A 19,264-nucleotide genomic window follows, 5' to 3' on the forward strand; every position below is an offset into this window, starting at 1 on the left:
GTCGGCTCATGACGACGACCGCCTCCCCCTCGTCCAGCTCCCGGGCCCAGCTGACCCGCCCCGACGGCAGCGCCCTGCGGGTGCTGGTCGTCGACGACGAGCCCTCGATCTGCGAGCTGCTGTCGATGGCGCTGCGCTACGAGGGCTGGGACGTGCGCACCGCGCACGACGGCACCGATGCGGTGCGCGTCGCCCGCGACTTCCGGCCGGACGCGGTCGTCCTGGACGTGATGCTGCCGGACACGGACGGCCTGGAGGTGCTGCGCCGGCTGCGCGCGGACTCCCCGCTGGTCCCGGTCGTCTTCCTCACCGCCAAGGACGCGCTGGAGGACCGGATCGCCGGCCTCACCGCCGGTGGCGACGACTACGTCACCAAGCCCTTCAGCCTGGAGGAGGTCGCCGCCCGGCTGCGTGGCCTGCTGCGCCGCACCAGCCGCGTGGTGGCCGACGACGGGCTGCTGGTCGTCGGTGACCTCACCCTGGACGAGGAGAGCCACGAGGTCACCCGCGGCGGCGACGACATCCGGCTGACCGCCACCGAGTTCGAGCTGCTGCGCTACCTGATGCGCAACCCCAAGCGGGTGCTGTCCAAGGCGCAGATCCTCGACCGGGTGTGGCAGTACGACTTCGGCGGCCAGGGCAACATCGTCGAGCTCTACATCTCCTACCTGCGCCGCAAGATCGACGCCGGCCGGGCCCCGATGATCCACACGCTCCGGGGCGCCGGGTACGTGATCAAGCCCGCCGCATGACGTCGGCCCACCCGCGGTGAGCCGCGGCCCCACCCGGTCCCGCCGTTCGCTGCGCACCCGGCTGCTGGTCGCCTTCGTCGTCCCGCTGGTCGCGGTGCTGGCCCTGGTGGGCGTCGTCTCGGTCACCGCGCTGCGCGAGCAGCTGGTCGACCAGGTCGACGCCCGGCTGGCCGCCACCACCGACCGGTCCAAGGACTACGACCCCGCAGCCGGGGACGGCGGCCCGCCGCCGAGCCCACCGGCCGGGGTGGACGCCGACCCCTGTGACGCCCAGGACGGCCCGGGCTTCCTGGGCGCGCGCGGGCAGGGCGAGGGCACGCTGGGCGCCAAGGTCGTCGCGGGCGGGTGCACGGTCTCCGGCGTGATCTCCCCGACCGGGGCCACCGTCGAGCTCAGCGCCGCCCAGGACGAGGTGCTGGCAGCGTTGACCCCGGACGGCGAGCCGGTGACCCGCGACCTGGGCGGTGACCTCGGCGACTACCGGCTGGTGGCCACCGAGCTGCCCGACGGCGACGTGCTCGTCTCCGGCCTGCCGTTGCGCGGCACCGCCGACGCCGTCCGCCGGCTGGTCGCCGTCGAGCTGCTGGTCGGTCTGCTGGCCCTGGTCGCCGCGGCGCTGGCCGCGATGCTGGTGATCCGCCGCACGCTGCGACCGCTGGACCGGGTCGCGGCCACCGCGACCCGGGTGTCGGAACTGCCGCTGGCCACCGGCGAGGTGCGGCTGGCCGAGCGCGTGCCGCCGGAGGACACCGACCCGGGCACCGAGGTCGGTCAGGTCGGCACGGCGCTGAACCGGATGCTGGACCACGTGGAAGGCTCGCTGGCCGCCCGGCAGGAGTCCGAGACCCGGGTGCGGCAGTTCGTCGCCGACGCCAGCCACGAGCTGCGCACCCCGCTGGCCTCCATCCGCGGCTACGCCGAGCTGGTCCGCCGGCAGGGCTCGGAGGTCTCCGCCGACGTCGGCCGGGCGATGGGCCGGGTCGAGTCCGAGGCGCTGCGGATGTCCTCGCTGGTCGAGGAGCTGCTGCTGCTCGCCCGGCTGGACGCCGGCCGGGAGCTGGCGATGGCCGAGGTCGACCTGACCGCCCTGGTCGTCGACACCGTCAGCGACGCCCACGTGGCCGGCCCCGGCCACCACTGGCAGGTCGACCTGCCCGACGCCCCGGTGCTGGTGCCCGGCGACGCGGACCGGCTGCACCAGGTGCTGGCCAACCTGCTGGCCAACGTGCGCAGCCACACCGCGGCGGGCACCACGGCCACCACCCGGCTGCGGACCGAGGGCGGCTGGGCCGTGCTGCAGGTCGTCGACGACGGACCGGGCGTACCGGCGGCCCTGCAGGCGCACGTGTTCGAGCGGTTCGCCCGCGGCGACGCCAGCCGCTCCCGCACCGCCGGCAGCACGGGCCTGGGCCTGGCGATCGTGCACGCCGTCGTCACCGCGCACGGCGGCACCGTCGAGCTGGCGAGCGAGCCGGGGCGCACGGCGTTCACGGTGCGGCTGCCGCACGCCAGCCAGGGCGACGTCGGCTGAGCGTCAGGCCACCGCGGAGTCGGCGGCCACCTGCTCGTAGACCTGGGCGTGCACCCGGCGCACCGCGGCCCGCTGCTCGGCCCGCCAGCCGCGGTCGACCCGGGCCGGCGCCGGACGGGTCAGCGCCGCGACCACGGCCGAGGTGAGCGACGCGGCGTCCAGCCCGTGCTCCGGGTCGTTGCCGTAGAGCACGACGTCGGACCACTGCTGGGCGTGCCAGCCCCCGGCCGGGACGACGAGCCGGGTGCCGGCGTCCCGGCACAGCTCCACCCAGCCCGAGTGGGAGCCGGTGCGGCGGCCGAGCACGGAGACGTGCAGCTCCTGCAGGTGCCGCACCCAGGCGGCCGGGTCGCCGGGCCAGCTGCGGGCCAGGTCCAGGTCGCCGGCGTCGGCGAGCTCGGCCAGCTCGGGGAGGCGGGCAGCCAGGTCGACGTCGGGGTGCACGTCGACCCGCAGCCGCCCACCGCCGGAGAGCGCGCCGGACAGCGTGGCCCGGACCAGCTCCAGCGGCTCGGGGACGTCCGGGCCCAGCCGGCCCAGGTGCAGCCCGACCGACCGCGTCTCCCGGCCGATGCCCGGGGTCGGCTCGGCCAGCGACGGGTGGGCGGCCACGATCGCCGTCCGGCCGAAACGGTCGGCGATCTCGTCGGCCGCGCCCGGGGTGAGGGTGAGCACCACCTCGGCGGTGGCCAGCAGTGCCCGGAGGTGCGCGCGGTGCCGGGTGCGGGCCGCGCCGGGGTGCGTGCCGCTGGCCACGCCCTCCAGGGCGTCCAGGTGGTGCACCGTGACGACCAGGGGGACGCCGGTGCGCCGGACGGCCATGGTCCAGGCGTCCATCTCCGGGACGGTGAGCACGTCGTGGTCGCCGTGCAGGTGCAGCACGTCGACCTCAGCGGCGTGCTCGGTGAGGTACTCGGGGTCCAGCCACGGGCTGGGCGAGCCGGCCGGGCCCACCCGGACGACGGTCTCGGGCAGCACGGCGTCCACGTACGCGCCGGCGAACGGCACGGTCGCCACCCGCAGCGGGCGCTGCGAGGACTCGTCGGGCACTGCGGTCACGCGGTCGTACGCCTCCTGCGCTCGAGCACTGCGACGCGGCAGGGGCGGTGCTCCTCGATGGGATCTGGTCAGCCGATCTCCCCTACCCGGTGTAGTCGCTGTCGAACCGACAGGCAAGGAACCGCTCACCCGTGCGGGTGGCCCCCGGCGAGCGTGGTGCCTGCCCGCAGGCCTCCCGGTCGGCTACGTTCCGCGCGGTGCGACCCGTCCTCCGGGTGGCGGACCGGGCACGAGGAGGCCGACGAGTGGACCAGCACGGCGAGCGGGGCCCGGCGGTGCTGCCCTCCGTGGACGCGCCCGACCCGGTGCCGGCCGGACGGCGGCGACGCCCCCGCGGCCCGGTGCTGACCCTGGCGGCGCTGGTCGTGGTGCTGCTCGCCAGGGCCGTGCTGTTCCTCGTGCTGTCGCTGCGGGAGGACCCGATCCGGTTCGGCAGGGACTTCGTCGTCGACCCCGCGGTCACCCTCGCCGAGGCCGACCGGCAGCTGGCCGGCTACGTGTCCGGCCGCAACGGCGTGCAGGCCGAGGACAGCCGCTGCTGGTTCGAGCGGGTCGGCCCCGACAGCGACGACGTGCAGCCCACGCTGCTCTGCGGCCCGGTGCTGTTCGTCGACGGCGACCCGGCGCGCAGCTGGCTGCGGTTCCCGCTGACCGCCACCCCGACCGGGGGCGACGTCCGGCTGGCCGTCGCCGACCTGCCCGTCGACCCCTCCCCCGGGCAGCTCGCCGACGCCGCCCTGCTCCGCCGGCCGGACGGCGGCAGCCCGCCCGACGGCTCCGGTGGGCTGCAGGTGCCGCCGCCGGCCCGGGCCGAGCCCGCGTACACCGCGGTCGGGCCCTTCCCGGGTGTCACCTACACCGCCCCGACCGGGCCCAGCCGGCTCTCCGGCCCGGCCGCCGCGGTCACCGTGACCGGGCTGGCCACCCCGGATCGGATCGGCACCGGCGACGCCGCCCGGCGACCCGCCGAGGGTGAGCGCTTCCTCGCGGTCACCTACGAGATCACCGCCGGGGAGGGCCGGTCCGCGACCCCGCCGGTGCTGACCTACCAGGCCGAGGGCGCCGCGCCGATCGCCGTCCCGGCCGGGCTGGTCGCACCGGGCACCACGGTCGAGGCGGTCGTCTCCGTGCCCGTGGACGCCGCCACGGCCGACCTCGTGGTCACCGACGCCGGCGTGGAGCAGCGGCTGTCCCTGCTCACCGGGGCACCCGGGGAGGGCAACCTGCAGGTGCTGGCGCGGCAGAACCGGCAGCTGGGGCTGGCCAGCAGCCGGCAGCTGCCCGGCACGCTGAGCGCGCCGGGCCGGGTGTCGGCCGAGTTCGACCTCACCGTCAGCGTCTCCGGCGGCTCGCTGCAGTGGTTCGCCGGCCCCGACGGCACCGACCGGCCGGCCGGCCCGGACCGGGCGCTGCTGGTGGTCGGGGTCACCCTCGCCGTCCCCGGGCTGCAGCCCGGCGCGCTGCCGCTGGGGCTGCTGTCGCTGCGCCTGGACGACGGCACGGTGCTCCGGCCGGTCGACCTCGACGACTCGGCCGACCGCGTGCTGATCGCCTTCGACGTGCCCGCCGACCTGACCAGCGCCGACCTCGTCGTCAGCGGGTCGGTGACCGCCGACGGCGACGTGACGATCGACCTCGGGGCCGGGCGGCTCACCTTCCCGGTCACCCTGCCGGCCGGCTGAGCGGGGCTCAGCCCTCGGCGCGCAGCTCGGCCAGGATCGGCCGGGCCACCGCGAGCGCGTGGTTGGCCGCCGGCACGCCGGCGTAGACGGCGGTGTGCAGGCAGACCTCGGCGATCTCGGCGTCGGTCAGGCCGTTGCGCACCGCGGCGCGCACGTGCAGCGCGAACTCGTCCCAGTGCCGCAGGGAGGCGGTGATCGCCAGGGTGAGCATGCTCCGCTCCCGGCGGGCCAGCTCCGGCCGCTGCCACAGGTCGCCCCAGGCGACCCGGGTGATGAAGTCCTGGAAGTCGGCGGTCAGCGGGGTGACCGCGGCGACCGCCCGGTCGACGTGCGCGTCGCCGAGCACCTCGCGGCGCACCCGCATCCCGGCGGCGCGGCGTTGCTCGTCGGTCTCCAGCGGCCCGTCGTCCGCAGGGTGCGCGGTCATGCGGTGCCTCCGGTGGCGTGGGTGATCAGCGCCCGGGTGACCTGCTCGGGCTGCTCCAGGTTGGCCAGGTGCGCGGCCGGGCTCAGGCTCAGGAACCGGGCACCGGGGACGCCGTCGGCGATCAGCCGCTGGTGCTCCGGCGGCACGGCCTGGTCCTCGGCGCCGGAGACGACCAGCGTGGGCACGGTGATGCTGCCCAGATCGGGGCGCTGGTCCATCCGCTCGATCGCGGCGCAGCAGCCGGCGTACCCCTCGTCGTCGGCGGCGGCGACCATCGCCTGCAGCCGTGCGACCAGGTCGGGGTGCTCGGCGGCGTACGGCGGGGTCAGCCAGCGGCCGACCACCGTCTCGGCCAGCACGGCGGTGCCCCGGGTGCGCGCGGTGTGCGCCCGCTCCCGCCAGGCGTCGGCGTTGCCGGTGTGCGCCGAGCTGCACAGCACGGCCAGGCTGGCCACCCGGTGCGGCTCGCGCACCGCCAGCCGCAGCCCGGTCATCCCGCCGATGGAGACGCCGGCGACGTGCGCCCGCTCGACCCCGAGCCGGTCGAGCAGGGCCACCACGTCGTCGGCCAGGTCGTCGATCGTGGCGTCGCCGGGCACCGCGGGTGACCGGCCGTGCCCGCGGGTGTCGTAGCGCACGACCCGGAACCGCTCGGCCAGCGCGGGCAACTGCGGGCTCCACATGGTCAGGTCCGACCCCAGGGAGTTGGACAGCAGCAGCACCGGCGCGTCGTCCGGCCCCTCGACGACGGCGTGCACCTCGACGGCGGTCACGGGTGTCCTCCCTGGACGGCGACGGTGTGGGCGGCGAGCGCGGCGTCGGTCTGGGCGCCGGCCTCCCCGGTGTCGGGGGCGGTGTCGGCGACCAGCGCCGCCCCGTCGACGTCGGCGCGCTCGAGCACGACGTCGGCCAGCGGGCGGCCCGCGGCGGCGGCCTCCCGGACGGCTGCGGCCGCCGCGTCGTGCGCCGCGTCCGCCCCGAGCGCCGGGGCGAGCGCCTCGGCCAGCGCCCCGGCCAGCTGCGCGTCGCCCGCCGCGGCGACGGTGGCGGCCATCCGGTCGGTGTCCAGCCGCAGCGAGGCCAGGCACTCGGTCAGCCAGGCGGCTGCCGAGCCGACCGTGCCCAGCAGGTCGGTGAGCGTCGGCCACTCCACGTGCCAGGTGCCCGCGCCGCGCTCGTGCTCCTGCTCCATCGCGGCGAAGAGCGTGGCCACCATGCCCGGGGCGCGCCGGGCGCAGGCCCGGGCCGAGATCGCCGCCACCGGGTTGGCCTTGTGCGGCATCGCCGAGGAACCGCCGCGGCCCTCGGCCACCTCGCTCACCTCTCCGACCTCGGTCTGGGCCAGCAGCACGACGTCCAGGGCGATGGTCGCCACCACCCCGGCGGCCGCGCCGAGCACCCCGGCGACGTCGGCGATCGGCAGCCGCACGGTCGACCACGGGACGTCGGTGCTGGCCAGCCCCAACTCGGCGGCCAGCTCGCGGCGCAGGTCGACCCCGGACCCGGCGCTCGCGGCCAGCGTGCCGACCGCACCGCCGAACTGCACCGGCAGCCCGGCCGACACCGCCGCGATCCGGCTGCGGACGCCGTCCAGCCCGGCCAGCCAGGTGGCGGCCTTGAGCCCCACCGTCACCGGCAGCGCCTGCTGCAGCAGCGTGCGGCCGATCAGCACGTCGTCCCGGTGCTCGGTGGCCAGCCGGGCGCAGGCGGTCGCCGACTCGGCCAGCGCCTGGTCGATCAGCTGCAGGCCGCGGCGGGCCAGCAGCATCGCCGCGGTGTCCACCACGTCCTGGCTGGTGGCGCCGGGGTGCACCGCCCGGGCGGCGTGCGGGCCGACCACGTCGCGCAGCGCCCGCACCAGCGGCGGCACCGGGTTGCCGGCGTCGCCCGCGTGCCGGTGCACGGTGGCGAGGTCCAGCCGGGCCGGGTCCGCGCAGGCACGGCTGACCTCCTCGGCCGCCGTGCCGGCCACCAGCCCCACCCGGGCGGCGGCCCGGGCCAGGGCGCCCTCCACCTCCAGCAGGGCGACCAGCCAGGCGTCCCCGGCCGGCACGGGGCCGCGGGCGAACGTCGCGTCGAGGATCACGCGGCCATCCTGTCGGTCGGGGTGCTCACACCGCGAAGAAGACCGTCTCGCGGTCCCCCTGCAGGCGGATGTCGAGCCGGTAGCCGTCCTCGCTGGGCTGCGCGACGAGCGTGGCGCGGGCGGCGTCGTCGGGGAGGCCGCGCAGCACGACGTCCTCGGCGTTGGCCGCCGCCTCGTCGGCGAAGTAGACCCGGGTGACCAGCCGGTCGAGCAGGCCGCGGGCGAACACCGAGACGTCGACGTGCGGCGCCTGCCAGCCGCCCTGGCCGTCGGGCACCCGGCCGGGCTTGAGGGTCAGCACCCCGTACTCACCGTGCGGCTCGACGGTGTGCGACCGGCCGAGCCCGCGGAAGGCCGGGAACCGGCGCTCACCGGCCGGTGCGTCGGGGTGGTCGAAGTGCCCGTCGGGGTCGGCCTGCCAGGTCTCGATCATCGCGTCGGGCACCAGGTCGCCGTTGCCGTCGTACACCCGGCCGCGCAGCCAGATGGCGCCGTCCGTGCCCTCCGGGACGGCGTACGGCCCGTCGTCCCAGGTCAGCCCGATGGCGAGGTAGGGGCCCACGGTGGAGCTCGGGGTGGTGCCCAGCCGGAACGGCTCGTCCAGGAAGCCGCTGCCGCGCCGGGGGGTGCTCGGCCGGCGGTCGTCGGTGTCGTCGGCGGCCCGGACCAGCGGCGACGGGTGCGCGCTGCTGACCTGCCCGTCACCCAACTGCTCGGCGCTCCGCTGGTCGGCGCTCACGCCACGTCCCCGTCGTCGTCGGTCTCGAACGGGGTCTGGTCCCGCCCCCGCAGCACGATGTCCCAGCGGTAGGCCAGCGCCCAGTCGGGCTGGGTGCGCTCCAGGTCGAAGCGGCTGATCGCGCGGTGCCGCGCGGCCGGGGGCACGGAGTTGAAGATCGGGTCCTGGCCGAACAGCGGGTCGTCCGGGAAGTACATCTGGGTGACCAGCCGCTGGGTGAAGGCCTGGCCGAAGAGGCTGAAGTGGATGTGCGCCGGCCGCCAGGCGTTGTGGTGGTTGCCCCACGGGTAGGCGCCGGGCTTGACGGTGGTGAACTCGTACCGGCCCAGGCCGTCGGTGACCACCCGGCCCAGCCCGTCGAAGTGCGGGTCCAGCGGCGCCGGCCAGTTGTCGACGACGTGCCGGTAGCGGCCGGCGGCGTTGGCCTGCCACACCTCGACCAGCGCGTGCGGCACCGGCCGGCCGTCGCTGTCGAGCACCCGGCCGTGCACGATGATCCGCTGGCCCTGGGCCTCGCCGCCCGAGCGCAGCGTGAGGTCGGCGTCGGCGGCGGTGACCCGGTCCTCGCCGAGCACCGGGCCGGTCACCTCGGTCAGCCGGTGCGGCAGGTCGACCGGGGTGCGCAACGGCGCCCGCAGCGCGGTGCTCCGGTAGCCGGGGTAGGCGACCGGCGTGCGACTCTCCTCGCGTTCACGGAGGTAGCGGGGCACGACCAGCGCACTGTCCGACGCGGGGCGCGGCGCCCGAGGTGTGGTCCCGGTCATGTCCGGGACCGTACGACCCGGGTCTACCGTGCCCAAGCGAGGACTTCCGCTGAGGGGAAGGGCGGCGACGTGGCCGGTGGAGCAGGAGCTGGTGGCCGCTCGGTCACCTCACGCGCGCTCGGCGTCCTGGACGCCTTCGACGCCGAGCACCCCCGGCTGACGCTGTCCCAGGTGGCCGAGCGGTCGGGCACCCCGCTGACCACCGCCCACCGGCTGCTCGCCGAGCTCGCCGCCTGGGGTGCCCTCGCCCGCCGCCCCGACGGCCGCTACGAGATCGGCCGGAAGCTGTGGGACCTCGGGCTGCTCGCGCCGGTGCAGCTCGAGCTGCGCCAGGTCGCCAGCCCCTTCCTGCTCGACGTGCACACCGCCACCCGGGACACCGTGCACCTGGCGGTCCGCGACGGCACGAAGGCGCTCTACGTGGAGCGGATCTCCGGCCGCGAGTCGGTGCCGGTGGTCAGCCAGGTGGGCAGCCGCCTGCCGCTGCACGCCACCGGGGTGGGCAAGGTGCTGCTCGCCTCGGCCCCGGACGACGTGGTGGAGCAGGCACTGGCGCAGGCGACCCGGGAGACCCGGCACACCGTCGTCGACCGCCGGCTGCTGAGCCGGGAGCTCGCCGAGGTGCGCCGCCGCGGCCTGGCCCGCACCGCCGAGGAGATGTCCCTGGGCGCGGCGTCGGTCGCCGTCCCGGTGACCGTCGACCGGCCCACCGGCCCCGTCGTCGTGGCCGCCCTGGGCATCGTCGTCCCGGCGCACCGGCGCGACGTCGGTCGGCTGTCCCCGGTGCTCCAGGTGGCCGCCCGGGGCATCGGACGGGCGCTGCGCGGCAGCGAGCAGTTCCGCTGACCGCTTCCGCCCAGCGGGGTCCGCAGGTCGCCGTCCGCCGGTAGCCGGGGTCACACTCCGACCGTGCGCACCCAGGTGGGGATCATCGGAGCGGGACCGGCCGGACTGCTGCTGTCCCGGCTGCTGCAGCTCCAGGGCATCGACACGGTGGTGCTGGAGAGCCGGTCACGGCTGTACGTCGAGGGCCGGATCCGCGCCGGCATCCTGGAACAGCACACCGTGCAGACGCTGGTCGACGCCGGCGTGGGCGGCCGGCTGCAGCGCGAGGGGCTGCCGCACGACGGCATCCACCTGCAGCACCCCGGCGTCCGCCACCACCTGGACTTCCCGCAGCTGTGCGGCCGCCGGGTGTGGGTCTACGGCCAGACCGAGGTGGTCAAGGACCTGGTCGCCGCCCAGCTGGACGACGGCCCGCCACTGCTGTTCGAGGTCTCCGACGTGGCACCCGAGGACGTCGACACCGACGCGCCCCGGATCCGGTTCACCGACGCCGAGGGCGTCCCGCAGGTGCTCGAGTGCGACGTGGTCGCCGGCACCGACGGCTTCCACGGCGTCTCCCGGCCGGTGGTCACCGCCGGCGCCGGCGGCCGCACCTGGGAGCGCACCTGGCCCCACGCCTGGCTGGGCATCCTGGCCGACGTCGCGCCGAGCGAGGACGAACTGGTCTACGCCTGGCACCCCGACGGGTTCGCCCTGCTCTCGATGCGCTCGCCCTCGGTCTCCCGGCTCTACCTGCAGGTCGACCCCACCGAGCGGATCGAGGACTGGTCCGACGACCGGATCTGGGACGGGCTCTCGACCCGGTTCGCCCTGGACGGCTGGGAGCTGCAGACCGGCCCGGTGACGGAGAAGTCGATCCTGCCGATGCGCTCGTTCGTCAGCGCACCCATGCGGCACGGCCGGCTCTTCCTCGCCGGCGACGCCGCGCACATCGTGCCGCCCACCGGCGCCAAGGGGCTCAACCTCGCCGTCGCCGACGTCACCCTGCTCGCGCAGGCGCTGGTGCGGCTGCTGACCGAGGGGCGGACCGACCTGGTCGACAGCTGGTCCGACCGGGCGCTGGCCCGGGTCTGGCGCGCCACCCACTTCTCCTGGTGGATGACGTCGCTGTTCCACCGCTCCGGCGACGACCTCGACGCGCAGCTGCAGCTCTCCCAGCTGCGCCGCCTCTGCACCTCCGAGACCGCCGCCCGCGAGCTCGCCGAGAACTACACCGGCCTCCCCCTCGACCTCTGGTGAAGGACCCTCCTGCCCCCCACCACTCGCAGGCTCGTGGCGGGCCCCTGCAGGAGGGCCGTCATCACGCGGGCTCGGCGGGGGCGGAGGCGTGGCGGCCGGAGCCGGCGAGGGTGGCGACCAGACCGAGGACGGCGTAGGCCGCGAGCACCAGGCAGGCCTGCCCGGCCCCGGCACCGCCGAAGTAGACGATGCCGCGGACGGCGTCGGTGCCGGCGCCCGGCGGCAGCCACGGCCCGATCGCCGCCCAGAACGGCGGCAGCAGCGGCGCCGGGTACGCGCCACCGGCGCTGGGGTTGCCCAGGACGACGAACAGCAGGATCGCCAGGCCGATGCCGAGCAGCCCGGTCCAGACCTGCAACGCCATGGTGAAGGCGCCGACGGCGAAGACCAGCAGCGCACCGAAGGCCGACAGTGCGACCAGGTGCCCGTCGAAGACGTCGAGCACGGGCCCGGTGATCAGCGCGCCGCCGACGCCGGAGACGACGGCGTAGACCGCCAGCGCCCCGAGCCGGACGGCGCCGCGGCCCCGGGTGAGCGGCCGGGAGCCGGCACTGACGCCGATGATGGAGGCGACCAGGTAGCCGCCGACCACCCAGCCGACGGCGAGGTAGAAGGCCGACAGCCCGCGGGCGTCGCCCGCGGCGGCGGGCAGCACGTCATCGGTGGTCAGCGTGCGCTGCTGGGCGGCGTCGGCGGCGGTCAGCACCTGCTCCAGTGCCGAGCTCACCGCACCACCCTCGGCGCCGGCGACCTGCAGGGTGTCCTCGGCCCCGGCGCCCAGCAGCAGCACGCCGTCGACCTCGCGGTCGCGCAGCAGCTCGGTGGCGTCGGCCGCGCCGCCCGCGACCCGGGCGTCCAGCGGGTCGCCGTCCAGCCCGTTCAGCTGCGCCACGACGGACTCCGCCGTCCCGGCCGGTGCGCCGTCCGGCGCCACCACGGCCAGCGGGACCTCACGCGGGGTGGGGGCGTGGAACGCCCCGACGTAGCTGAGCACGAAGCCCAGCTGGAGCAGCAGCACCCCGACGACCAGGACGGCGGCCCGGCGGGTGACGCCGGGCAGCAGCTCACGCCGGGGAGCCTCGTGCAGTCCGTGTGCGCCGGCCATCCCGGCCTCCTCGATACTCATCGGTATTGGATACCGATCAGTATGCTCTGGTGGTGTGACCAGCACGAGCCCTGCGGGTGCGACCCCGCGCACACCCCGCCCCCGCAAGGACGAGGTGCGCGCCCGGGTGCTGCACGCCGCCGGCCAGGTCTTCGCCGAGCGCGGGTTCTCCGCTGCCAGCCTGGACCAGGTCGCGGCGGCAGCGGGCTTCACCAAGGGCGCGGTCTACTCCAGCTTCGGCAGCAAGGACGAGCTGTTCCTGGCCCTGATGGACGCCGAGGTCGCCCGGCGGGTCGAGGAGGTCGAGGCGGCCCTGCGCACCACCACCGACCTGCCCGGCGCACTGGCCGCCGTGGGCGCGCAGCTCACCGCCCGGGACACCACCTGGCAACTGCTGTTCCTGGAGTTCTGGCAGCGCGCCGTCCGCGACCCGCAGGTGCGCCGCGCCTTCGTCGCCTCGCGCCGCGACCTGCGGGCCCGGATCGCCGAGGTGGTGCGGCGCTTCCTCGCCGACCACCCGGTGCGCACCGGGTGGGACGCCGAGTCGCTCACCGTGGTGCTGATCGCCCTCACCCACGGGCTGGCGGTGGAGGCGCTGCCCGACCCGGCCGCCGTCCCGGACGGGTTGCTGACCCGGGTGCTGGCCGACCTGGTGGACCCCGAGCAGCCCTGACCCCTGGCACATCTCGCTCCGGGGGGTCGACGAGTCGACTCGTCAACTGTCAGACTCCCCGGACCAGCGGCCCCATCTTCGGTGACTTCTGCCCGGCGCAGGTCCGAACACGGACCGGTCCTCTCCACTAACTTCCAGTACATGCTCTCGACGCTCTTGGTCATCGCCGGTGTGTTCGGCGGGCTGTTCGTGCTGCTCTCCCTGATCGTGCACCTCAGCGCGCGCCCGGCGACCCGCACCGAGACGACGGGCCCGCGCACCACCCCCTGGGTGGCCGACGCCGGACAGCCCCACCCCGACGCGTGGGCGCCGCTGTCCACCACCAGCACCCAGATCCGCGCGATCCGCTGACCCCGGCGGTCACCGGCGGTCACCGCCGTCCCGGCTGAGTCACCTCGTCCGTGCAGTTAGGCTCCGCCCGATGACCAGCGACTCGCCCCCGCTGCAGGTCTACCCGATCGGGCAGCTGATCGGCGTGCGCGCGGTCGTGGACCAGTTCGACGTCCGCGTCGGCGCGGCCCTGCACAGCCTCACCTCCGCCGAGTTCGGCGTCTGGGCGATGGCGCACGGCCCCGCCGACCACGTGGCCCGCCCCTGGACGCCCGACGCCCTGGCCGACCAGGCCGCCTCGGTGGGCCTGCCCGACTGCGGCCGCCGGCTGACCGAGCTGGCCGAGCAGGGGCTCGTGGCGCTCGCCGCGCCCGGCACAGCGTCGGCCCGGGCGCTCGCCGACCGGGTGCGGATGGTGCCGCTGGTGCTCGGGCTGGGCAACAGCGCCGAGGCCCCCGACGCCTACTCCGTCGGCCTGCCCGGCCGCCCGCTGGCCGTGCTGTCGGCCGCCGCCTACGACCTGTTCGAGTGGGCGCACATGGAGACGAGCCTCTGGCACGCCTGCGAGGGCGCCGCGGCCACCGCCGCCCGGGTGGGGATCACCGACACCACCGCCACCGACCCGGAGGCGCTGCTCACCTCGCTGCTGGGCGACCTGCACCGGCTGCTCACACCGAACGCGGTGCACCTGGACACCTGGGCGGTCAGCTGATGTACACCGAACCGCTGGTCTTCCCCCTCGGCCACCCGATGGGCCCCTTCCACCAGCACCGCGGCGCGCCACCGGCCTACTGGGTCGTCCGGCTCGGCTGGGACAGCCCGCTGCTGCCCGGCCAGGCCAGCGCCGACGTCTGGCGGCTGGCGCACGGGCTGCCCGACCGGGTGCACGACGAGCCGTGGACCCGGTCGGCGCTGCGCGAGGCGGCGCTGGAGGCCGGCATGACCGACAGCGACACCGTGCTGGACACCCTGGTCGAGCGCGGCCTGGTGGTGGAGCTGACCCCCGGGTCCGAGGACGCCGCCGAGTTCGCCCGCACCCACCGGGTGCAGTCGCTGCTGCTCGGGCTCGGCCAGCCGGCCGACCGGCCCGGCGTCGACGGCATCGGCCTGCTCGGCATGCCGCCGCTGGCCCAGGTGCACCCGGCGACCTACGAGTTCTGGCAGTGGGGCCACCTGTGGCCCACGCTGGCCGAGGCGGCCGAGGGGCTGGCCGAGATGGCCGCCCGGGACCCGCAGCACACTCGACACCAGGCCGACCCGGTCGCGGTGCTCGACCGGTTGTTCCGGGAGCTGCACGGGCTGCTGTGCGGCAACGCCGTCTACCTGGACCGCTCGCTGGCCGTCGCCGACGCCGCCCGCAACGCCGGCGGCTGACCCGCGCTCAGCCGGCGGTCATCAGCTCGGCGGCCCGCTCGCCGACGGCCACCGCCGTCGCCGCGGGCCCCCGGGAGGGCACCCGGGGCAGCACCGAGGTGTCCACCACCCGCAGTCCCTCGACCCCGCGCACCCGCAGGTGCTGGTCGACCACCGCGCCCGGGTCCGACGCCGGCCCCATCCGGGCGCTGCCGGCCAGGTGCACCGCGGTGGCCAGGTGCGTCCGGACCCAGCGGTCCAGCTCCCGGTCGTCGCCCAGGACGGCGTCGGGCAGGCCGGTGCGCTCGGCCACCAGCGGCGCGAACGCCGGTGTGCGCAGCAGCTCGGCGGCCAGCCGGACCCCCGCGCGCAGCCGTTCCCGGTCTGCCGCCGCGGTCAGGTAGTGGTAGCGGATCCGCGGCTGGGCCAGCGGGTCGCCACTGGTCAGGGTGATCTCCCCGCGGCTCTCCTCCTGCTGCAGGGCGACCGCGAGGTAGAGGTCGTCCCGCCGGCGGGCGGAGTCCAGCAGCCGCGCCGGGGAGGCACCGCGCAGCGCGCGCAGCGTCGCCCGCGGACGGCGCAGCAGGTCGACCGCGCCCGACCGGCCCGAGGCGCGGGACAGCATGACCCGGCTGAACGGCTTGAGCCACGGCATGACCTCGAGGTGGTCGGCGGTGTTCAGCGCGGTGGCCAACGGCAGGAGGTCCCGCGACATGGGCGTGCGGCGGGCGGGCCGCCAGGTGACGTAGACGTCGGGGTGGTCGGTGAAGTCCCGCCCCACCCCGGGCACGTCGGCCACCACCTCGACACCCGCTGACCGCAGCTGGTCGGCCGGGCCGATCCCGGACAGCAGCAGCAGGTGCGGTGAGCCGACCGCCCCGGCCGCCAGGACCACCTCGGCGGCGTGCACCGGCCCGTGGTCGGTCTGCACCCCGACCGCCCGTCCGCGCTCCACCAGCACCCGGGTGACCCGGACGCCGCCGCGGACGGTCAGCCCCGGGGCGCCTCGGCGCGGGGACAGGTAGGCCATCGCGGTGTTCACCCGGACCCCGTCGGCGACGGTGAAGGGCACCGGCCCGTGCCCGGGCGGGCCATCGCCGTTCTTGTCCGGCTCCGCGGGGAAGCCGAGCGCGTCGCAGGCACCGGCGAACGCGTCGGTCACCGGGTGCGACCGGTGCACCCGGGTGACCGGCAGCGGCCCGGCCGCGCCGTGCCCGGGCAGGTGGCCGAAGTCGGCGTCGGCCTCGCACCGGCGGAAGGCCGGCAGCAGCGCGTCGGCGGACCACAGGTCGTTGCCCTCGGCGGCCCAGCCGTCCAGGTCGGCCCGGGTGGCCCGCATGAAGTAGGTGCCGTTGAGCGCACTCGACCCGCCCAGCACCCGGCCCCTCGGCACCGGCCAGCGCAGGTCGTCGGTCAGCTCGCCGGTCAGCTCCCAGTTCGCCGGGTGCCCCGGGGTGGCCGCGCCCATCGTGGTGGCGTCCCGCAGCACCGCCGGGAAGTCCTCCGGACGGCGGTGGTCCGCACCGGCCTCCAGCAGCAGGACCCGGCGGCCGGCGTCGACGAGCCGGGCGGCCAGGACGCACCCGGCGGAGCCCGCACCGACGACCACGACGTCCCAGTCGCCGGTCACCGCCCTGCCGGTCACCGCCGTGCCGTCCGGCGGTCAGGCACGGCGCACCCGGTCGCCGTCCTCGACCACCCGGCCCTCGGCCCGCAGCTTGGCCAGCGTGGCGCGGGTCGACTGGGCGGCGGCCGGCCACACGCTGCGCGGCACCGCCGCGTAGACGGTGGCGACCAGCTCCGGCACCGTCCGGGGTCCGTCGGTGAGCGCGTCGAGCAGCTGCTGCTCCCGGTGCGCCCGGTGGGCGAGGTAGAAGCGCAGCACCGCGCCCGGGTCCTCGGTCAGCTCCGGACCGTGGCCGCAGTACAGGGCCGAGGGCCCCAGGTCGTGCACCCGGCGCAGCGACTCGAGGTAGGCCAGCACGTCGCCCTCGGGGTGGGTGACCACCGAGGTGCCACGGCCCAGCACGTGGTCGCCGACCAGCACCGCACCGGACGCGAGCCGGAACGCCAGGTGGTCGGCGGTGTGCCCGGGGGTGGCGACGACCTCCACGGTGGTACCGGCCAGCCGCAGGGTCTCCCCCGGCTGCAGCAGGCGCCCGCCGGGGCCGGCGACCTGCGGGCTGGCCGCGCCCACCGGGGCGCCGAACCGCCGGCCCCACGGCTGGGCCGCCTCGGCGTGGTCGCCGTGGTGGTGGGTGACCAGCACCGCGACCACCCGCGCACCGCGTGCTCCGGCGGCGGCCTCGACGGCGGCCAGGTGCGCCGGGTCGTCGGGACCGGGGTCGACGACCACGACCTGACCGGACCCGGGCTCGCCCACCAGGTGGGTGTTGGTGCCGTCGAGGGTCATCGGCGAGGGGTTGGGGGCGAGCACCCGGGTCACCAGGGGCTCGGGCTGCGCCACCCGTTCCATCGCACCCGGCGCGGGCAGGTCCCAGCCGGTCCGCGGGTCGACGGGGGCGCTCACCGGCTGGACGCTATCCCCACCGGCCGCCGTCCGCGCGCTCCCCACCGGCGGCCTCCCGCGCGCCCCCCACCGGCCACCCCGCCGCCCGCCGGCAGCCCCCGGCCGTCCGTGGCCGGCGGCTAGCGTGGACGCATGCGCCTTCCTCCCGTCCTGGCCTCAGGGGTCTCCGCCGCCGCGGCCCTCGTCCTGCTGACCGCGTGCGGCGGTGACGACTCCGCGGAGTCGTCGGCGAGCACCTCGTCGGCGTCCGGCAGCGGCTCGTCGTCGGCCACCTCGAGCGCGTCGGGGTCCTCGGCCGCCGGCGGCTCCAGCGACGAGGAGGTGCAGGCGTTCTGCAGCCAGGCCCAGAGCGTCTTCACCGAGCTGGACACGGCCTTCCAGGGCGCCAACGACCCGGCCCAGCTGCCGGCGCTGCTGCAGCAGGCCACGGACGCGTTCGAGTCGGTCGACCCGCCGGCCGAGATCGAGGGCTCCTGGACCGCCTTCTCCGACTCGCTCGGCGGCCTCGCCGACAGCGCGGCCAGCACCGACCTGACCACGCCCGAGGGGCTGGCCCAGTTCCAGCAGCAGTACGAGCAGCTCACCGCCGACGCCACCGCCGCCCAGGGCGACGTGGAGCAGTACGTGACGGCCAACTGCCCGGGGGCGGGTGCCGCCCCGACCAGCTGACCCCGCCGACGACGACGGCCCGGCACCTCTCCACGAGGTGCCGGGCCGTCGTCGTCCGCGGTGCGGTCAGCAGCCGCTGATGTTGATCCCGCGGGCCCGCAGCCAGGGCACCGGGTCGACCTGCCCGCCGTACATCGCCCCGCCCGGGTGCACCTCGAAGTGCAGGTGCGGGCCGGTCGACTGACCGCGGTTGCCGACCTCGGCGATCCGCTCGCCGGCCGCGACCCGATCGCCGGCGCGGACGGAGTAGGTGTTGACGTGCCCGTAGACGGTGACCGCGCCGTCGTCCCCGCGGATGTAGACCGCGAGCCCGAAGCCGGTGGCCGGGCCGGCGCGCTGCACGACCCCGGCGGCGGCGGCGTAGACCGGCGTGCCGATCGGGGCGGCGATGTCGACGCCGTGGTGCGTGACCCCCCAGCGCGCGCCGTAGCAGCTGCTGGTGCGGCCGATGGCCGGGCGCACGTACCCGGCGCCGCCGGAGTCGGCGACCTCGGCCTCGGCCGCGGCGGCCGCGGCGGCCGCGGCACGCGCCCGCTCCTCGGCGAGCCGGGCGGCCTCCTCCTCGGCCGCCTTCTGGGCCAGCCAGGTCTGGTAGGCGTTGCGCGCACCCTGCAGCTGCAGGAGGGCCACCTGGGCGTCCTGCAGCTGCTGCTCCAGCTGCGCCTTCTGCGCCGCCACCTCGTCCAGGGCGGCCTGCTGGCCGGCCAGCTGGGCGTCGGCCTCGGCCTTCGCCGCCGCCGCGGCCGCCTCGGCGCCGGCCGCCTCGTCGCGGGCCGAGCGCGCCGCGGCCTCGGCGGTGGCCTGCTGCACCTGCGCGGACTCCAGCACGCCGAGGACGTCGACCCGGTGGTCGCCGACGTAGGCGAGCAGGGCCGCCTTCTGCACCAGCTCGGTCGGGCCCTCGGCGTCGAGCAGGGCCATCCCGCTGGGCAGGTCCCCGCCGTTCTTGTAGGTGTCCCGCGAGTACTCCGCGATCCGGGCCTGGGCCGCGACGACGGCGTCGGTCGCCGCCTGCAGCTGGGCCGCGGCCTGGTCGGCGACGGCCTGAGCGGCCAGCCGGGCCTCCTCGGCGATCAGGTAGGCGGTGCCGGCGGCCTCGGCCTGCCACTGCACCTGCTGCAGCCGGGCCTCGGTCGCAGCGACCAGCCCGGCGATCCGGCCCACCTCGGCGGCGGCGGCGTCCTGGGCCGCCTGCGCGCCGGTGATCTGCTCGTCGCTCGGGTTCTCCGGCGCAGCCTGCGCCGTGCCGCCGCCGGCGCCGACCAGCACGGCCGCCACCACCGTGGCCAGCGCCGCCGACGCCAGCCGGGGGGTGCGCCGTCGGGGCGGGCGTCCCGGGGCTCGCGCGGCGAGCCCCCGGGTCGGGCGCAGCGGATGCTGCGACATGGTCGCTCCCTGGGGAAGGGGGAAGGGTGAGCACCTCGAGGGTCGCACCCGCACCACCAGTCCCAAAGACAACACGCGGCGCGACGCTCAGAT

At 76.6% G+C, this 19,264-nt stretch carries 20 protein-coding genes; 10 read left to right on the forward strand and 10 right to left on the reverse strand.

Features of this window, described 5'->3' with window-relative positions:
• The first annotated feature begins 8 nt into the window (after positions 1 to 8).
• Both ACJTNH_RS12075 and ACJTNH_RS12080 read left to right on the forward strand, forming a co-directional pair.
• Positions 9 to 752: a response regulator transcription factor gene (locus ACJTNH_RS12075; protein WP_458175927.1), complete on the forward strand. Its 744-nt coding sequence runs from the start codon at positions 9 to 11 to the stop codon at positions 750 to 752.
• A gap of 16 nt (positions 753 to 768) precedes the next feature.
• Positions 769 to 2,283 carry a sensor histidine kinase gene (locus ACJTNH_RS12080; protein ID WP_458175929.1) on the forward strand — a complete coding sequence of 505 codons (1,515 nt, stop codon included), beginning with the start codon at positions 769 to 771 and terminating at the stop codon, positions 2,281 to 2,283.
• Positions 2,284 to 2,286: 3 nt separating this feature from the next.
• Here the strand turns inward: ACJTNH_RS12080 and ACJTNH_RS12085 are convergent, their stop codons facing one another.
• Positions 2,287 to 3,342: a glycosyltransferase family 4 protein gene (locus tag ACJTNH_RS12085; protein ID WP_458175931.1), complete on the reverse strand. Its 1,056-nt coding sequence runs from the start codon at positions 3,340 to 3,342 to the stop codon at positions 2,287 to 2,289.
• A gap of 245 nt (positions 3,343 to 3,587) precedes the next feature.
• Here ACJTNH_RS12085 and ACJTNH_RS12090 point away from each other — a divergent pair, with 245 nt between their 5' ends.
• Positions 3,588 to 5,024 carry a hypothetical protein gene (locus tag ACJTNH_RS12090; protein WP_458175933.1) on the forward strand — a complete coding sequence of 479 codons (1,437 nt, stop codon included), beginning with the start codon at positions 3,588 to 3,590 and terminating at the stop codon, positions 5,022 to 5,024.
• A 7-nt stretch (positions 5,025 to 5,031) separates the two neighbouring features.
• Here the strand turns inward: ACJTNH_RS12090 and pcaC are convergent, their stop codons facing one another.
• From pcaC to pcaH, 5 genes are read right to left on the reverse strand one after another with little or no spacing between them, the layout of a single operon-like run.
• A complete protein-coding gene (pcaC, locus tag ACJTNH_RS12095; RefSeq protein ID WP_458175935.1) occupies positions 5,032 to 5,451 on the reverse strand; it encodes a 4-carboxymuconolactone decarboxylase in 420 nt (139 codons plus the stop codon).
• Positions 5,448 to 6,224: a 3-oxoadipate enol-lactonase gene (gene pcaD, locus ACJTNH_RS12100; RefSeq protein ID WP_458175937.1), complete on the reverse strand. Its 777-nt coding sequence runs from the start codon at positions 6,222 to 6,224 to the stop codon at positions 5,448 to 5,450. The genes pcaC and pcaD overlap by 4 nt, the downstream gene beginning before the upstream one ends.
• Entirely contained in the window at positions 6,221 to 7,537 is a 1,317-nt protein-coding gene (locus ACJTNH_RS12105; protein ID WP_458175939.1) for a lyase family protein, read from the reverse strand. Before ACJTNH_RS12105 ends, pcaD begins: the two co-directional genes overlap by 4 nt.
• A gap of 25 nt (positions 7,538 to 7,562) precedes the next feature.
• Positions 7,563 to 8,276 (reverse strand): protocatechuate 3,4-dioxygenase subunit alpha, encoded by a 714-nt coding sequence (gene pcaG, locus ACJTNH_RS12110; protein ID WP_458175941.1) that lies wholly within the window; start codon positions 8,274 to 8,276, stop codon positions 7,563 to 7,565.
• Positions 8,273 to 9,040: a protocatechuate 3,4-dioxygenase subunit beta gene (gene pcaH / locus ACJTNH_RS12115; RefSeq protein WP_458175943.1), complete on the reverse strand. Its 768-nt coding sequence runs from the start codon at positions 9,038 to 9,040 to the stop codon at positions 8,273 to 8,275. The genes pcaG and pcaH overlap by 4 nt, the downstream gene beginning before the upstream one ends.
• Positions 9,041 to 9,109: 69 nt before the next feature.
• Between pcaH and ACJTNH_RS12120 the strand changes: the two genes are divergently transcribed.
• On the forward strand, positions 9,110 to 9,886 hold the full coding sequence (locus tag ACJTNH_RS12120) for an IclR family transcriptional regulator (RefSeq protein ID WP_458175945.1): 777 nt from the start codon (positions 9,110 to 9,112) through the stop codon (positions 9,884 to 9,886).
• A 63-nt stretch (positions 9,887 to 9,949) separates the two neighbouring features.
• Positions 9,950 to 11,125, forward strand: coding sequence for a 4-hydroxybenzoate 3-monooxygenase (locus ACJTNH_RS12125; RefSeq protein WP_458175947.1), 1,176 nt, complete (start codon positions 9,950 to 9,952; stop codon positions 11,123 to 11,125).
• Between the two features lie 61 nt (positions 11,126 to 11,186).
• Here the strand turns inward: ACJTNH_RS12125 and ACJTNH_RS12130 are convergent, their stop codons facing one another.
• Complete coding sequence (locus tag ACJTNH_RS12130; protein WP_458175949.1) at positions 11,187 to 12,251, reverse strand: DUF3533 domain-containing protein; 1,065 nt, start codon at positions 12,249 to 12,251, stop codon at positions 11,187 to 11,189.
• Positions 12,252 to 12,285: 34 nt separating this feature from the next.
• Here ACJTNH_RS12130 and ACJTNH_RS12135 point away from each other — a divergent pair, with 34 nt between their 5' ends.
• From ACJTNH_RS12135 to ACJTNH_RS12150, 4 genes are all read left to right on the forward strand, one after another.
• The gene (locus tag ACJTNH_RS12135; protein WP_458175951.1) at positions 12,286 to 12,903 is read left to right on the forward strand and encodes a TetR/AcrR family transcriptional regulator; all 618 of its coding nucleotides are present in this window, start codon (positions 12,286 to 12,288) and stop codon (positions 12,901 to 12,903) included.
• A gap of 141 nt (positions 12,904 to 13,044) precedes the next feature.
• Complete coding sequence (locus ACJTNH_RS12140; RefSeq protein ID WP_458175953.1) at positions 13,045 to 13,254, forward strand: hypothetical protein; 210 nt, start codon at positions 13,045 to 13,047, stop codon at positions 13,252 to 13,254.
• Positions 13,255 to 13,324: 70 nt separating this feature from the next.
• On the forward strand, positions 13,325 to 13,945 hold the full coding sequence (locus ACJTNH_RS12145; protein ID WP_458175955.1) for a hypothetical protein: 621 nt from the start codon (positions 13,325 to 13,327) through the stop codon (positions 13,943 to 13,945).
• Positions 13,945 to 14,607 carry a hypothetical protein gene (locus ACJTNH_RS12150; protein WP_458175957.1) on the forward strand — a complete coding sequence of 221 codons (663 nt, stop codon included), beginning with the start codon at positions 13,945 to 13,947 and terminating at the stop codon, positions 14,605 to 14,607. Before ACJTNH_RS12145 ends, ACJTNH_RS12150 begins: the two co-directional genes overlap by 1 nt.
• 7 nt (positions 14,608 to 14,614) lie before the next feature.
• Here the strand turns inward: ACJTNH_RS12150 and mftG are convergent, their stop codons facing one another.
• Positions 14,615 to 16,231, reverse strand: a complete 1,617-nt coding sequence (gene mftG, locus ACJTNH_RS12155; RefSeq protein WP_458175959.1) for a mycofactocin dehydrogenase MftG — start codon at positions 16,229 to 16,231, stop codon at positions 14,615 to 14,617.
• Positions 16,232 to 16,249: 18 nt separating this feature from the next.
• Positions 16,250 to 17,116, reverse strand: coding sequence for an MBL fold metallo-hydrolase (locus tag ACJTNH_RS12160; RefSeq protein WP_458175961.1), 867 nt, complete (start codon positions 17,114 to 17,116; stop codon positions 16,250 to 16,252).
• 132 nt (positions 17,117 to 17,248) lie between these two features.
• On the opposite strand from ACJTNH_RS12160, the gene ACJTNH_RS12165 reads away from it, so the two are divergent.
• Positions 17,249 to 17,785 (forward strand): hypothetical protein, encoded by a 537-nt coding sequence (locus ACJTNH_RS12165; protein ID WP_458175963.1) that lies wholly within the window; start codon positions 17,249 to 17,251, stop codon positions 17,783 to 17,785.
• 66 nt (positions 17,786 to 17,851) lie between these two features.
• On the opposite strand, the gene ACJTNH_RS12170 is transcribed toward ACJTNH_RS12165, so the two are convergent.
• Complete coding sequence (locus tag ACJTNH_RS12170) at positions 17,852 to 19,171, reverse strand: M23 family metallopeptidase (RefSeq protein WP_458175965.1); 1,320 nt, start codon at positions 19,169 to 19,171, stop codon at positions 17,852 to 17,854.
• Positions 19,172 to 19,264 lie beyond the last annotated feature (93 nt).

The sequence above is a fragment of the Modestobacter lacusdianchii genome, from assembly GCF_054177765.1.

Excerpts from the sequence above, each read along its gene's own strand:
- pcaC (WP_458175935.1), bottom strand. The coding sequence starts at position 5,451 with ATGACCGCGCACCCTGCGGACGACGGGCCGCTGGAGACCGACGAGCAA.
- ACJTNH_RS12170 (WP_458175965.1), bottom strand. The coding sequence starts at position 19,171 with ATGTCGCAGCATCCGCTGCGCCCGACCCGGGGGCTCGCCGCGCGAGCC.
- ACJTNH_RS12145 (WP_458175955.1), top strand. The coding sequence starts at position 13,325 with ATGACCAGCGACTCGCCCCCGCTGCAGGTCTACCCGATCGGGCAGCTG.
- pcaH (WP_458175943.1), bottom strand. The coding sequence starts at position 9,040 with ATGACCGGGACCACACCTCGGGCGCCGCGCCCCGCGTCGGACAGTGCG.
- ACJTNH_RS12140 (WP_458175953.1), top strand. The coding sequence starts at position 13,045 with ATGCTCTCGACGCTCTTGGTCATCGCCGGTGTGTTCGGCGGGCTGTTC.
- ACJTNH_RS12075 (WP_458175927.1), top strand. The coding sequence starts at position 9 with ATGACGACGACCGCCTCCCCCTCGTCCAGCTCCCGGGCCCAGCTGACC.
- ACJTNH_RS12130 (WP_458175949.1), bottom strand. The coding sequence starts at position 12,251 with ATGAGTATCGAGGAGGCCGGGATGGCCGGCGCACACGGACTGCACGAG.
- ACJTNH_RS12165 (WP_458175963.1), top strand. The coding sequence starts at position 17,249 with ATGCGCCTTCCTCCCGTCCTGGCCTCAGGGGTCTCCGCCGCCGCGGCC.
- ACJTNH_RS12150 (WP_458175957.1), top strand. The coding sequence starts at position 13,945 with ATGTACACCGAACCGCTGGTCTTCCCCCTCGGCCACCCGATGGGCCCC.